The 12930-nt window shown below is 71.1% G+C and carries 14 protein-coding genes; 8 read left to right on the top strand and 6 right to left on the bottom strand.

Annotation, left to right across the window (positions count from 1 at the left end; all coding sequences use genetic code 11):
• Positions 1–2: 2 nt before the first annotated feature.
• Both ACMGFI_RS09140 and ACMGFI_RS09135 read right to left on the bottom strand, forming a co-directional pair.
• Positions 3–590, bottom strand: coding sequence for an SRPBCC family protein (locus ACMGFI_RS09140; protein ID WP_436909097.1), 588 nt, complete (start codon positions 588–590; stop codon positions 3–5).
• 29 nt (positions 591–619) lie between these two features.
• Entirely contained in the window at positions 620–1636 is a 1017-nt protein-coding gene (locus ACMGFI_RS09135; protein ID WP_436909094.1) for a hypothetical protein, read from the bottom strand.
• Positions 1637–1741: 105 nt separating this feature from the next.
• Between ACMGFI_RS09135 and ACMGFI_RS09130 the strand changes: the two genes are divergently transcribed.
• A complete protein-coding gene (locus ACMGFI_RS09130; protein WP_436909093.1) occupies positions 1742–2431 on the top strand; it encodes a hypothetical protein in 690 nt (229 codons plus the stop codon).
• Positions 2432–2539: 108 nt separating this feature from the next.
• On the opposite strand, the gene ACMGFI_RS09125 is transcribed toward ACMGFI_RS09130, so the two are convergent.
• Positions 2540–2848 (bottom strand): Hsp20/alpha crystallin family protein, encoded by a 309-nt coding sequence (locus ACMGFI_RS09125; protein ID WP_436909091.1) that lies wholly within the window; start codon positions 2846–2848, stop codon positions 2540–2542.
• A 167-nt stretch (positions 2849–3015) separates the two neighbouring features.
• Between ACMGFI_RS09125 and ACMGFI_RS09120 the strand changes: the two genes are divergently transcribed.
• From ACMGFI_RS09120 to ACMGFI_RS09100, 5 genes are all read left to right on the top strand, one after another.
• Positions 3016–6000 (top strand): PAS domain S-box protein, encoded by a 2985-nt coding sequence (locus tag ACMGFI_RS09120; protein WP_436909089.1) that lies wholly within the window; start codon positions 3016–3018, stop codon positions 5998–6000.
• Positions 6001–6092: 92 nt separating this feature from the next.
• Positions 6093–6452: a helix-turn-helix domain-containing protein gene (locus ACMGFI_RS09115; RefSeq protein ID WP_436909086.1), complete on the top strand. Its 360-nt coding sequence runs from the start codon at positions 6093–6095 to the stop codon at positions 6450–6452.
• Positions 6453–6460: 8 nt separating this feature from the next.
• The gene (locus ACMGFI_RS09110; protein ID WP_436909084.1) at positions 6461–6664 is read left to right on the top strand and encodes a hypothetical protein; all 204 of its coding nucleotides are present in this window, start codon (positions 6461–6463) and stop codon (positions 6662–6664) included.
• Positions 6661–7053 carry a succinate dehydrogenase, cytochrome b556 subunit gene (gene sdhC / locus ACMGFI_RS09105; protein ID WP_436909082.1) on the top strand — a complete coding sequence of 131 codons (393 nt, stop codon included), beginning with the start codon at positions 6661–6663 and terminating at the stop codon, positions 7051–7053. Before ACMGFI_RS09110 ends, sdhC begins: the two co-directional genes overlap by 4 nt.
• An 87-nt stretch (positions 7054–7140) precedes the next feature.
• The gene (locus ACMGFI_RS09100) at positions 7141–7380 is read left to right on the top strand and encodes a hypothetical protein (RefSeq protein WP_436909079.1); all 240 of its coding nucleotides are present in this window, start codon (positions 7141–7143) and stop codon (positions 7378–7380) included.
• Positions 7381–7442: 62 nt separating this feature from the next.
• Here the strand turns inward: ACMGFI_RS09100 and ACMGFI_RS09095 are convergent, their stop codons facing one another.
• The gene (locus ACMGFI_RS09095; RefSeq protein ID WP_436909076.1) at positions 7443–7820 is read right to left on the bottom strand and encodes a truncated hemoglobin; all 378 of its coding nucleotides are present in this window, start codon (positions 7818–7820) and stop codon (positions 7443–7445) included.
• A gap of 178 nt (positions 7821–7998) precedes the next feature.
• Here ACMGFI_RS09095 and ACMGFI_RS09090 point away from each other — a divergent pair, with 178 nt between their 5' ends.
• Positions 7999–8289, top strand: coding sequence for a DUF7562 family protein (locus ACMGFI_RS09090; protein WP_436909074.1), 291 nt, complete (start codon positions 7999–8001; stop codon positions 8287–8289).
• A gap of 25 nt (positions 8290–8314) precedes the next feature.
• On the opposite strand, the gene ACMGFI_RS09085 is transcribed toward ACMGFI_RS09090, so the two are convergent.
• Positions 8315–9988: an NADH-quinone oxidoreductase subunit D gene (locus tag ACMGFI_RS09085; protein WP_436909072.1), complete on the bottom strand. Its 1674-nt coding sequence runs from the start codon at positions 9986–9988 to the stop codon at positions 8315–8317.
• Positions 9989–10292: 304 nt separating this feature from the next.
• Positions 10293–10718: a CBS domain-containing protein gene (locus ACMGFI_RS09080; RefSeq protein WP_436909070.1), complete on the bottom strand. Its 426-nt coding sequence runs from the start codon at positions 10716–10718 to the stop codon at positions 10293–10295.
• A 209-nt stretch (positions 10719–10927) separates the two neighbouring features.
• On the opposite strand from ACMGFI_RS09080, the gene ACMGFI_RS09075 reads away from it, so the two are divergent.
• Positions 10928–12850 (top strand): beta-CASP ribonuclease aCPSF1, encoded by a 1923-nt coding sequence (locus tag ACMGFI_RS09075; protein ID WP_436909069.1) that lies wholly within the window; start codon positions 10928–10930, stop codon positions 12848–12850.
• Positions 12851–12930: the final 80 nt, after the last annotated feature.

The raw sequence follows: 12930 nt of genomic DNA, 5'->3' as shown, positions 1-12930 counted from the left end.
GGTCAGTCGTCGCTCTCTATGGCTGTCGTGAGGTTGGCGAAGTACGTGTCGATGTCGCGTTCGACGATGGGGCGCAGCACCGACGGGTTGAGCGTGGCGGCCCCGCCGCTGTAGGTCACCTCGGCGGTGTAGGCCAGCTTCGAGGCGTGGCGGTCGCCGTCCTGGATCTCCATGGCGGCGAGCACGTCGAACTCGCTGCCGGTCGTCGAGTCGAAGGCGCTCGCGCTCGTGACGACGTGGTCCGGCGGGTCCATCTCGACGAACTCGGCCTCGCCTGACAGCGAGACGGTGAGCCGGCTCACCCCCCGCGTGATCTCCACCGAGTAGCGCCGCTCCGAGAGCCGCTCGATGGCGTCGGCGCCGGGCACGCACTCCGTGAGCGCCTCCGGGTCCGACAGGCACGCCCACAGCTCGTCGGGCGCGGCGTCGATGTAGACGGCGTCGGCAAATTCCAGGCGCTCGACGCCGTCGCCGTCGGCCGCGGGATCCGCTTCGGCGCCAGCCGCCGGGCGCTCGTCGTCCGCAACCGCGCGTTGCTCCGGCCCGTCGCCGGTCGGTTCCTCCGGTCGCGTGTCGTCGGGCTGGTTCATTGGTGAGAGACGGCGGGGTCGCGCGGTCGCTACACTTCGATGATCGTGAACTGGTTCGAGGCGATCCCGACGTCGTAGAAGTTCGCCTCGCCGTCGGTGACGACCACCTCGTACCCGTAGCTGCCGGGGTCGAGCGACTCGGTCTCGAGCGTGCCGGTCCACTGGGCGGTCGACTCCTCGCCGCCCTCCTGCCAGGACAGCTCGACGGGGTCGAAGGCGCCGTCGGTCGACTCCACCGTCACGGAGTCGAGCGCGTCGCCGCCGACGAGGTCGCCGCTGGAGCCGTCGTAGATGCCGACCGAGAAGGTCACGTCCATCTCCGGGCTGAACTGCCGCTCGGGGACGCAGCCGCCGACGAAGCCGCTCGCGGCCTCGACGGGCGCGCCGTTCCAGAACGTCTCGGTCGTGACGACGTAGTTGGTCGGGTTGGAGTACTCGATGACCTCGATGGCGTCCTCGAGGATGCCCACGTCCCGGAAGTTCGCGTCGCCGTCGGTGACCTCGACCGTGTAGGGGTAGGTGCCCGTCGAGATGTCGTCGGGGAGCTGCCAGGAGCCGGCCCACTCCTCGGCGGGGTCCTCCTCGTCGTCACCCGCCCACGAGAGCTCGGCGGTCCCGCCCCCCTCGACGTTGACCACGACACTGTCGAGATCCTCGTCGGTGAGCTGGTCGCCCGTCTCGGGGTCGTAGATGCCGACGTAGAACACCGCCAGCATGCCGGGGACGAACCGCCGGGTCGCCGAGCACGCGGAGGCGAACGCGGCGCCCTCGGGGACCTCCCCCGTGCCGGTCTCGGCGGTCACGACGTAGTTCTCCGGTTCGGGCTCGGGCGTCGCCGTCGGCGTGTCGGTCGGCGTCGCCGTGTCGGTGGCCGCCGGCTCGGGGGTGTCGGTGTCGGCGTCGCCGCCGGGACAGCCGGCGAGCGCGACGGTGGCCCAGCTGGCGGCGCCGCCGGCGAGCACGCGCCGACGGGTCGCCCCGTCGTCGGGCTCGTCCGCGCCGGGGGACGATTCCTGGTCGGTCGAGTAGCTGCTGTCGCCGCTCATACACACACAACTCCCGGAGGTGTCGACAAAACCCTCCCCGTAGTTCCTACTCGCTGGGAGAGACGCCCGCCGTTTTACCCGAAACTCGCCGAAGACTCTAACGAGATGGCTGACGACACCTCCGGCGTCGACCGCGACGACCGCGCGGGCGAACAGGGCGAACCGCCTGGCGAGGACGAACGGTCGGAGTCCAGCGACGGGCGAGTGACGAGGCGGCGACTGATGGCGGCCGGCGCGGCGACCTGGGCCACCGCGAGCGTCTCCGGCTGTCAGTACATCACCGACCCCGGCACCGGCGACGACGACACCGACACGCCGACGGTCACGACCGAGACGACCACCACCGACGAGCCCGTCGGCCCGGCGACTCCCACGGACCCCGGCGACGGAACGGACGATCCCGACGACCCCGACGGCGGCTCCGAGGAGACGCCGACGCCGACCGCCACCCCGACCCCGACGCCGCCGCCGACGACCACCTCCTGTGCCAGCCTGGGCCGGTTCGCTGCCGGGATGGAGGTCGGCCTCCACGTCGCCCTCTACGACCCCGAGACGGGGGAACCGCTGGACGACGACGCCGTCGACGCGGTCCGCGTCGAGTTCCCCGACGCCGAGTACGGCCCGCTGGAGCTGAACTGGGAGGGCGACCACGAGGCCTACGACGCCGACACCTGGGGGTCGAAGATCGCCACCAGCCCCGACACCGAGCGGGGAACCTACCGCTACGAGGTCACCGTCGAGGCCGACGACGAGACCGTCGAGACGAAGGTCGCCGACCAGTTCACCGTCGTCTGATTCGCGGTCCGCGGGTACCCGACGGCCGTGCCACGAGCCGACGGCGGGGACACGAACCGGAGTGCTCCCCTCCCTCTCTTCCCTTCCTTTCCCCCGTCAGCTCCACCGCTACTCGTCGATCTCGATCGTCCGGCCGGGCGGTTCCTCGCCGCCCGCGACGGGGAGTTCCACGTCGAGGACGCCGTCCCGGTAGGTCGCGGTGATGCCGTCGGTATCCACCGCCCGCGGGACGTTCACCTCGTGGTCGAACACGCGCGAACTCCCGGGGCCGCCCGTTCGCCGCGCCGAGACCGTCAGCCGGTTGTGGACCCACGTCACGTCGATGTCCTCGGGGTCGAACCCCGGCAGGTCGACGAAGACCCGGTAGATCCCGTCGTCGCGGTACAGCTCGATCTCGTGGTCGGGATGGTGCGTCATCGGACTCGCCCTGTCGAATGCTACCCCACACCGGCGTACCTGTGTTTCGGTAGTTACAGCTCGCTGAGAACGCCGGACCGCCGAGCGGGTCGGCCGGTCGAGTCCCCGGAACCGGCCCCCGGTCCCGTGGAATACGCTTTTGCGCGCTCGCGACGTAGTTTCCCGACGTGACGGGGAACGGATCGCGACCGGAGACGGCTGAACGGGACCGACGCGGGTACGCGGTCGACGGCGCGGACGCGGATGAGACGCTGGCGGCCGTCGCCGGCGCGACAGCGGCCGGCGTGCTCGTCGTCGACGAGGGGCGGGTCGCGTTCGCCAACGACCGCGCCGGGCGGTGGCTCGGGCACGAACCCGCCGCCCTCGCCGGGAGCGCCGTCGAGTCGGTCCTGCCCGATCCCGCGGTCGACGCGGTCGCGGCGGTCGCCGACGGCGGCGCGGAACGGCGCGTCGCGTGGCGCGGGTCGGAGACCGTCGAGGCGGTCGAAGCTGGCGTCGCCGCGACGGTCAGCCCCGCCGACGGCGGGCGGGTCGTCGTGACGCTCACGCGGGGCGACCGGACTGCGCCGGCCGCGCCGGATAGCGACGCGTCCGACGGGGACGCCGGGGACGACGTGCCGGGGGACGGCCCGTCGGCGGACGACACCGGGCGGAACGCACTGGACGACGACACCGCCCGCATCGCGCTCGATGCCGACGGGCGGATCACGGCCTGGAGCGGCGGCGCCGAGGCGCTGACCGGCTGGTCGGCTGCCGAGGCCGTCGGCGCGGACCTGTCGCTGCTGTACCCCGGCGACGCCGATGCCGACCCGGCGGAGACGCTCGACCGGGCGCGGACCGAGGGCGCGGTCGAGACGGAGGGGTGGCGACTGCGACGTGACGGGAGCGACTTCTGGGCGCACGTCGCCGTCGCGGCCCGGCGGGACGGCGAGGGAGACATCCAGGGATTCGACCTGCGGCTGCGCGACCGGACCGACCGCAAGCGGCTGGCCGACGAGCGCGAGCTGCTGGCGACGGTCAACCACGCTATCGCCGACGCGGACGGGTTCCGCGAGGGGGTCGAGACGACCCTCGAAGCCGTCTGCGAGCGCACGCAGTGGGCCTACGGCGAGGCGTGGGTGCCGGCCGCCGACGGCGACCGCCTCGAACACCTCGTCGGCCACGCCGCGTCCGAGCGGCTGGAGCCGTTCCTGGCGGCCAGCCGCGGCGTGACCTTCGACGCCGGGGAGGGGCTGCCCGGGCGGGTCTGGGCGAGCGAATCGGCCGAGTGGATCCCCGACGCCTCGGCGGTCCCGGAGTCGACGTTCCACCGGACGGGGACCGCCGAGGAAGTCGGCCTCCAGGCGGCGCTGGGCGTCCCCATCGAGACCGACGACGGCGTCGTCGCGGTGCTGACGTTCTTCCTCCGGGAGCGGCGGGCGGCCGACGAGGAACTGGTCGAGGCCGTCACCGACGTGGCGGCCGACCTGGGCGCGCTGGTAGCCCGCAAGCGCGCCGAGGAGGACCTGCGCACCTTCCGGAAGGCCGTCGAGCAGGCCGGCCACTCCGTCTACGTCACCGACACCGACGGCACCATCGAGTACGTCAACCCGACCTTCGAGCGGGTCACCGGCTACGGCGCCGAGGAGGCGGTCGGCGCCGACCCCTCGATCCTCAACTCCGGCGAGCACGACCCCGACTTCTTCGCCGACCTCTGGGAGACGATCCGCGACGGCGAGGTGTGGACCGGCGAGGTGCGCAACCGCCGCAAGTCCGGCGAGCCCTACGTCGTCAACCAGACGATCGCCCCCATCGTCGACGACGCGGGGGACATCGAGCGGTTCGTCGCCGTCAACGACGAGATCACCGACCAGAAGCGCCGCGAGCGCGAGCTGCGGAGCCAGCGCAACTCCCTGCGGCGGATCAAACAGATCATCGAGAGCCTGCGGCCGATCAACCGCGAACTGGCGCGGGCGGACACCCGGGAGGCCGTCGACCGCGGTGTCTGCGAGCAGCTGACCGCCTCGGAGACGTACCTCGCAGCGTGGGTCGGCGAGTACAACGCGGCCGCAGACGAGATCGCGCCCCGCGAGTGGGCCGGCGTCGACGACGAGTTCGTCGAGGGGCTCGACCTCGGGCTCGGCGACGACGGGCGCGGGGGTGGGGGTGGGGCAACCGGGAGCGAGGCGGAGGACGCCCTCTACCGCCGCGCGGTCGCCGACGGCGAGGTGCAGGCGGTCCGGGACCTGACGACGGCCCCCGAGGCGGGTCCGCGCCGCGAGCGCGCGCTGGCCCGCGGCTTCCAGTCGCAGGCGGTGGTGCCGGTCGTCTACGGGGACTCCGTGCTCGGGGTCGTCACCGTCTACTCGGCGCGGCCCGACGCCTTCGACGAGTACGAGCGGGGGCTCCTGGCCGAACTCGGCGAGCGGGTCGGCCACGCCATCAACGCCGCCGAGAACCGGCAGCTGCTCCACACCGACACCGTCGTCGAGCTGGAGTTCGAACTCGGCGCCCGCGACTCGCCGACGGCGAGCGTCGCGGGCGAGCTGGGCTGTCGGCTCTCGCTGAACGGCGTCGCGCCCGCCGCCGAGGGGTCGTACGTCTGTTACGTGGCCGTCGACGGCGCCCGCCCGGAGGCGGTCGCCGATGGGCTCACCGAGCGTGACGCCGTGGCCGGCGCCCGGGTGGTCGAGGCCCACGGCGAGACCGGCGTCGTCGAGGTGACCGGCGGCGCCGACCCCGTGGCCGCGCTGGTCGAGCGAGGCGCGACCGTCCGCGAGTTCGAGACGACCGGCGAGGTGGCGACGGTCCGCTGCGAGACGGCGCCCCGCTCGGACGTGGAGGCGCTGATCACCGCCGTCGAGGCCGCCGGCGAGGACACCGTCTTCGTCGCCAAGCGGACCCGCGACCGCGACGTGCGGACCGTCGAGCTGACCCGGACCGCCGTCGCCGAGCGGCTGACCGACCGCCAGCGCGAGGCGCTCGCGCTCGCCTACCACGCCGGCTACTTCGCCTCCCCCCGCAACTCCACCGGCGAGGAACTGGCCGACGTGCTCGGGATCGCCTCGCCCACCTTCTACCGCCACGTCCGCGAGGCCACCAGGAAGGTCCTCGAACTCCTCGTCGAGGCCGAGGACGCGCCCCTGGCGGACGTGACACGAATCGAAGGCTAGTTGACTAGCTTTCCCGGAAACTTTTCGCATCGGTTTTGCTAGTCAGATAGCTCCGCCGGCTATGGCCGCAGGGAGAGACTGTTCATGTACAGATGGGAGCAACCAGAGACCGGGCGTTCCTGGACGCGGTGGGCGACGAGGACTGCAAGACGATCCTCGACGCGGTGCGCGGGGAGGCCAAGACCATCCCGGAGCTGTCCGAGGAGTGCGACATCCCGCTGTCGACGGCCTACCGGAAGGTCAACCGGCTCCAGGAGGCGGAGCTCGTGGCGGAGAAGAACCGGCTGCCGGAGGACTGCCGGCCGAAGAACGTCTACGAGCTGAGCTTCGACGGCGCCGTGGTGCGGATGGGCGAGGACGGGTTCGCCGTCGAGTTCGCGGGGGAGTCGTCGAAACCGACCACGCTCGACGGGGCCGCCGAGCCGGCGAGCTCGCCGGTCGGGAGCGACTGACCGGGACGATGGCGCGGTTCAGCGTCGACTGCGAGACGTGCTCGTTCACCGCCGAGGCGCCCTCGGTCGCAGCGGCGCTGTCCGAGGAGCGCGCCCACCGGCGCGAGCAGGGCGTCGAACACCGAGTGACTATCGAGCGGCGTTCGCGACGCAGGGAGCGAACACCCGTGAGCGGCACCACCGACGGGCGACCGTCGAACAACCCCCCATGACCGACACCTACGACCGGGGCGCCGTCGAGGACTTCGGCCGGTGGCGCGAGTTCAGCGCCGGGATGTGGGCGTGGGTCCTCCACAAGTTCACCGGCTGGCTGCTCGTCGGCTACCTGTTCACCCACATCGCGGTGTTGAGCACCGCGACCGCCGCGGACCCCGCGGTCTACACGGAGACGCTCCGAGGCCTCGAAGCGCTGCTCGTCGTCCGCCTGCTGGAGATCGGCCTGCTCGCGGTCGCCGTCTTCCACATGCTCAACGGCGTCCGCCTGCTGTTCGTCGACCTCGGGGTCGGACTGGACCGGCAGGCGACGACGTTCTACGCCACGCTCGTCGTGACCGCCGCGATCACCGTCGCGAGCGTCCCGACGTACCTCGCGGGGGTGTGACCGCACCCGGGTCCTCCCCTCGTCGAACGCAACGCTCGACCGACCACCACCGGAGCACCACCCGACCACCACTCGACCACACTTCCCATGACCGACAACTGGCACTGTCTCGACTGCGACCGGCGCATCGATCCGGACGACCGATCCCGCCACGCGGCCGCCGGCCACCGGCTGCGCGGGGTCCCGCTGCCGAGCCGGCCGACCTCGACGGCTATCCAGCGGGTCGACGCCGGCGAGACGGCCATCCGGCGGGCCGACCCCGGTGAAACCGCGATCCGTCCGGTCCGGGCGACCGAGACGCGACTCGCCCGTCGGTCCGGCGACTGACTCGCCGGGTCCGGGAGCACGTCGGTCGGCCGTCGACCGAGCGCGCGGCACCGCCGGCCGACTCACTCGTCGTCGTCGGGCGTCGCCAGCAGGTCCGCCTCGTAGGCCGCGACCGCCTGGACCACCTTGTCGGCGTCCTCCTCGGGCACGTCGAACGTCGCCAGCGTCTCATCGAGGATGTCGATCGCCCGCAGGATGTGGTCCTCGGTGAACGGGACGTGGAGGTGGGCCTCCCGGACCGGCGCCGCGTCGTACGACTCGGGGCCGCCCGCCGCCTCGCAGAGGAAGTCCGCCTGGGTCCGCCGCAGCATCTCGAGGTCCGCGTCCTCGAAGAACGGCCCGAGTTCGTCGTCGGCGAGCAGGCGGTCGTAGAACTCGTCGACGACGGCCTCGATCCCCTCGCGTCCGCCGAGCCGGTCGTAGAGTGTCGCTCCGGTCATGGGCGTACGACCGCAGTCGACAGGTTTGGGTGTACCGCTCGTTCCCACGAGATGGCAGCGACCGCCGGCGGCGCTCGCCGTTCGGGCGTTTCGGGACCCGTCCCGAACCCGGGACCCACAGTTTCAGGCTCGGAAACGCGGAACCCGGCTTTTCGAGCCCGCCGGCCGACCGTCCGGTATGAGCATCCGGGATCGGCTCCCGAACGCGGACGACGACGTGACCTGCATCGGCTGCGGGGCCTCGGTCCCCCGTTCCGGGGCGCGCGAGTACGACAAGCACGGCGACCGCTGGCGTCGAGACGGCAAACGGTTCGAGTATCTCTGCAAGCCCTGTCACCGCGACTGCGACCACCAGCCGCGGGACGGTCTCGAAGCGACGCTGGTCGAGGCCGGCGCCGGCGAGGTCGACCGCGCGCGGTTCCTCCGCCGGTACTTCGACCTCGTGACCGGGAGCGCGGGCGACCAGTGACCCCGGGGAGAACCCGACCCGCGGGTCACCGGTCGACTTCGCCCATGATCGTGTCGAGGCTCCCGAGAGTCGCGACGAGGTCCGGGACGAACTCCCCCTCGGCCATCGCCGGGAGCGCGGACAGGTTCGAGAACGACGGCCCGCGGATCTTGAATCGCGCGGGGGTCTCGGTGCCGTCGGCGCGGATGTAGATGCCGAGTTCGCCCTTCGCGCCCTCGACGGCCCGGTAGCACTCGCCGGCGGGCTTCAGCGTCCGCGGGACGTTGGCCTGGAGCGTGCGCTCGTCGTCGGGCCAGTCGGCGAGGACGTCGACGCACTGGTCGACGATGCGGGCCGACTCCTCGATCTCCTGGAGCCGGACGAGCACGCGGGCGAAGTTGTCACAGCCGTCCTCGGTGACTACGTCCCAGTCGAGTTCCGGGTAGTAGCCGTAGGGGTCGTCCCGGCGCAGATCGTAGTCGATGCCGGAGCCGCGGGCGACCGGCCCGGTCGCCCCGGACTCCTTCGCGACTGTCGGGGGTAGTTCCCCCGTGTCGACGGTTCGGAGCTGGAACGTCTCGTTGCTCGTCAGCAGGTCGTGATACTCGCCCAGTTTCCGCGGCAGGTCGTCGACGAAGGCGCGCACGTCGTCGAAGAACGCCTCGCGGGGCTCGGGGACATCCCAGGCGACGCCGCCGACCCGGAAGTAGTTGAACATCATCCGCTGGCCGGTCAGGTCCTCCAGGAAGTCCTGGACGATATCCCGGTCCCGGTAGCCGTACATGAAGACGGCGGTGAACTCGCCGCTGACGTCCAGCGCGTACATGGCGGTGAACAGCAGGTGCGAGAGGATGCGCGACAGCTCGGCGCTCATCGTCCGGATGACCTGGGCGTACTCGGGCACGTCGATGTCGGCCAGGTCCTCGATGACGCGGGCGTAGGCCCACTCGTTGAGCAGGCCCGCCCCGCCCCAGTCCCAGCGGTCGGGGTAGGGCATGATCTGGTGGCGGTAGGTGCCCTGCTGGCACATCTGCTCCTCGCAGCGGTGGATGTACCCGATGTCCGGCTCGACGTCGACCACCTGCTCCCCGTCCAGCGTCACCTCCAGGTGTAACACGCCGTGGGTCGACGGGTGGTGGGGTCCGATGTTGAGGAACATCGTGTCCGTCCCGGCCCCGCGGTGGTCCTCCTGTAACGGGTTGGCGTGCTCGCGGAGCGTGACGATCTGTGACTGCGTCCGGTCGTAGTCCTCCCGGAGCGGGTGGCCCTGCCACGTCTCGGGCAGGAGGATCCGCCGCAGGTCCGGATGGTTCTCGTACTCGATGCCGACGAGGTCGTAGGCCTCCCGCTCGTGCCACTCGGCCGTCCGGTAGACCGGCGCGGCGGACTCGCTGACCGGGTCGTCCCTCGGCGCCGGGACGACGACCGACAGCTCGCGCGTCCGGTCGTCGTAGCTGGTGAGGTGGTACACCGTCTCGAAGCGGTCCCCGTACTCCTGGGCGGTCACGCACGAGCAGTGGTCGAGTCCCGCGTCCGCGCGGAGCGCCGAGAGCGTCTCGACGACGGCGTCCGGACGTATCACGACCCCTGGAGCGTTGCGATGGGTCTCGCGGTCGACGACGGCCTCGCCGGGGACCGCGGCGAGCGCGTCGCGGTCCGCCCCCGTCGCGGATCCGCGGGCTTCGTCGAGTGACGCGTCGACGGATCCGTCGGAACTCACCGTTCGACACCCCTGTTCACGCGACCGGGGTCACCGCGGGTGTTCCCGAACATATCCAGCCGTATCGACGCTCGGGACGAAAACGCCCGATCCAGTGTTTCACGGCGCGAAACACGGCCGACCCACCGCGGCTGTTGCGGACGGTGAAACAGACGCCGTGATACTACCGTCCCGCCCGGCGAAACCACGGGTATGACCGACGAGACGGGAACGGAGACGCGCGCGCGACCGAACAGGACGTCCTGGTCGTCGGGGCCGGGCTCGCGAGCCCGCGCTCGCGTCAGATCGGTCCGAAACGGCCGCGTCAGGGCTGGTAGTCGGGCGATTGGGACTCGATGGTCTCGGAGACGTTGTCGAGTTGTTCGCCGACGGTTGCGACGAGGTCGTCCAGCGTCGCGATGCCGGCCAACTCGTCGTTGTCGTCGACGATCGGTACCCGGCGGACGTTGTGTTCCTCGATGGTCCGGGAGATCTCCATCGCGGGCTCGTCCTCACGGATCGTGACCGGGTCCTCGGTCATGACGGTCTCGACCGACTGATTGGCGAGGCGGTCGGTGGTTCCGACTTCGAGCGCGATGTCGCGGTCGGTCACGACGCCGACCGGCGAGTCACCCTCGGTGACGACGACGGCGCCGACGCCCTCAGATTCGAGCGTGTCGGTGACTTCGTCGAGCGATGCGTCCGGTGTCGTGGTGACCACTTCCTCGGGGCCCAGGTCTCCGACAGGCATACGGTCGCTTTCAGGGCCTCGGGCGCGGTCAGATGCCGCCTTTCGCTCGCAAGCGGAGCGTGTCGTCTCCGGCTCGGACCGGGTGTCCGTGCCTCGGTCCGGAGGGGAAGATTCTTACTTGCGCTCGAACTGGGTCTAGCTATCGACCCGACAGCCGTCGGGTTTTCCGCGGTTCTTGCGGCGTGTCCGCGCAGATCCGAAGGGAACGCATGAAAACGACACACGATTCACTCGACGAGATCCACGCGCAGGTCGACGAAGCGACACCGGACGACATCGCGATCGACAGCGTCCAGTTCGAGGGGCCGGACCTGGTCGTCTACACCCCGGACGTTGAGGCGTTCGCGGAGCGCGACCGGCTCGTGCCGAAACTGGCGAGCAAGTTCAAGAAACGCATCACGGTGCGGCCGACGGCCGAGGCGCTCGTCCCGGAGCGCGAGGCCGAGGGGACGATCCGCGCGACGATCCCGGACGACGCCGGGGTCCAGTCGCTGGACTTCGACAGCACGACCGGCGAGGTGCTCATCGAGGCCGAGAAGCCGGGGCTGGTCATCGGCCGCCACGGCGAGACGCTCGACGAGATCAGAGCGGCGGTCGGCTGGACGCCCGAGGTGGTCCGGACGCCGCCCATCGAGTCCTCGACCGTCTCGAACGTCCGCAACTTCCTCAAGCAGGAACGCGACGAGCGGCGGGACATCCTCGAAGACGTCGGCCGGCAGATCCACCGCGAGGAGACCTCCGAGGAGCAGTGGGTCCGGATCACCACGCTGGGTTGCTGTCGCGAGGTCGGCCGGGCCTCCTTCCTCCTGTCGACCCCGGAGACCCGGGTCCTGATCGACTGCGGCGACAAGCCCGGCGCCGAGGGCGAGGTGCCGTACCTCCAGGCGCCGGAGGCGCTCGCAGCGGGGCCGGAGTCCATCGACGCCGTCGTGCTCACGCACGCCCACCTCGACCACTCGGCGCTGATCCCGATCCTGTTCAAGTACGGCTACGACGGCCCCATCTACACGACCGAGCCGACCCGTGACCTGATGGGCCTGCTCCAGCTCGACTACCTCGACGTGGCCTCGAAGGAGGGGCGGACGCCGCCGTACGACAGCTCGATGGTCCGGAAGGCGCTCAAACACACCATCCCCGTCGAGTACGGCAACGTCACCGACATCGCACCCGACGTGAAGCTGACGATGCACAACGCCGGCCACATCCTCGGGTCGGCCGTCTCGCACTTCCACGTCGGCGAGGGGTTCTACAACGTCGCCTTCTCCGGGGACATCCACTACCGGGACACCCGCCTGCTCGACGGGGCCGTCAACGACTTCCCGCGGGTCGAGACGCTGGTGCTGGAGTCGACCTACGGCGGGCGCGACGACTACCAGACCGACCAGGAGGACTCCGAGCGCAAGCTCGAAGGGGTCATCAACGAGGCCCACGCGAAGGGCGGGAAGATCCTGGTCCCGGCGTTCGCGGTCGGGCGCTCCCAGGAGCTCATGCTCGTCCTCGAGGAGGCGATGCGCGAGGACCGGATCCCGACGATGCCCGTCTACCTCGACGGGATGATCCGCGAGGCGACGGCGATCCACGCTGCCTACCCCGACCACCTCCGCGAGCGGCTCCGCGAGCGGATCCTCTACGAGGACGACAACCCGTTCCTGGCCGACCAGTTCCACCAGGTCGACGGCGGCGACGAGATGCGCCGGGACATCGTCGATGACGAGCCGGCGATCATCCTGACGACTTCGGGGATGATCACCGGCGGTCCCGTGATGTCCTGGCTCCGCCTGCTCGGCGGCGAGCCCGACAACACGCTGGTGTTCGTCGGCTACCAGGCCGAGGGGACGCTCGGCCGCCAGATCCAGCAGGGCCGCGACGAGATCTCGCTGAACGACACGGCCGGCCGCGGGGCCGACCGGGTCCCCCTGAACATGGGCGTCGAGACGGTCGATGGCTTCTCCGGCCACGCCGACCGCCAGGGCCTGGAGACGTTCGTCCAGACGATGAACCCCCGCCCGGAGACGATCCTCTGTGTCCACGGCGACGAGTCCTCGACCGACCAGCTCTCCTCGGCGCTGTACCAGGAGTTCGGGATGCGGACCGTCGCGCCGAAGAACCTCGAGACGTTCCGGCTGGACTGACCGCACCGCGTCGCCGCCCCCGGCGGATCGGGCGGGTCGCTCCGGATCCGGAACCCGTTTTTCCGGGGGTCGATCACGGT

It is taken from the genome of Halosimplex marinum (assembly GCF_051414075.1).
Lineage (GTDB): Archaea > Halobacteriota > Halobacteria > Halobacteriales > Haloarculaceae > Halosimplex > Halosimplex marinum.
The sequence above is the reverse complement of the archived record's forward strand: the minus strand, read 5'-3'. Positions and strand labels throughout refer to the sequence as shown.

Coding starts and splice junctions, on each gene's coding strand:
- ACMGFI_RS09110 (WP_436909084.1), top strand. CDS start 6,461: ATGGCGCGGTTCAGCGTCGACTGCGAGACGTGCTCGTTCACCGCCGAG.
- ACMGFI_RS09135 (WP_436909094.1), bottom strand. CDS start 1,636: ATGAGCGGCGACAGCAGCTACTCGACCGACCAGGAATCGTCCCCCGGC.
- ACMGFI_RS09140 (WP_436909097.1), bottom strand. CDS start 590: ATGAACCAGCCCGACGACACGCGACCGGAGGAACCGACCGGCGACGGG.
- ACMGFI_RS09100 (WP_436909079.1), top strand. CDS start 7,141: ATGACCGACAACTGGCACTGTCTCGACTGCGACCGGCGCATCGATCCG.
- ACMGFI_RS09130 (WP_436909093.1), top strand. CDS start 1,742: ATGGCTGACGACACCTCCGGCGTCGACCGCGACGACCGCGCGGGCGAA.
- ACMGFI_RS09095 (WP_436909076.1), bottom strand. CDS start 7,820: ATGACCGGAGCGACACTCTACGACCGGCTCGGCGGACGCGAGGGGATC.
- sdhC (WP_436909082.1), top strand. CDS start 6,661: ATGACCGACACCTACGACCGGGGCGCCGTCGAGGACTTCGGCCGGTGG.
- ACMGFI_RS09115 (WP_436909086.1), top strand. CDS start 6,093: ATGGGAGCAACCAGAGACCGGGCGTTCCTGGACGCGGTGGGCGACGAG.
- ACMGFI_RS09090 (WP_436909074.1), top strand. CDS start 7,999: ATGAGCATCCGGGATCGGCTCCCGAACGCGGACGACGACGTGACCTGC.
- ACMGFI_RS09125 (WP_436909091.1), bottom strand. CDS start 2,848: ATGACGCACCATCCCGACCACGAGATCGAGCTGTACCGCGACGACGGG.
- ACMGFI_RS09080 (WP_436909070.1), bottom strand. CDS start 10,718: ATGCCTGTCGGAGACCTGGGCCCCGAGGAAGTGGTCACCACGACACCG.
- ACMGFI_RS09075 (WP_436909069.1), top strand. CDS start 10,928: ATGAAAACGACACACGATTCACTCGACGAGATCCACGCGCAGGTCGAC.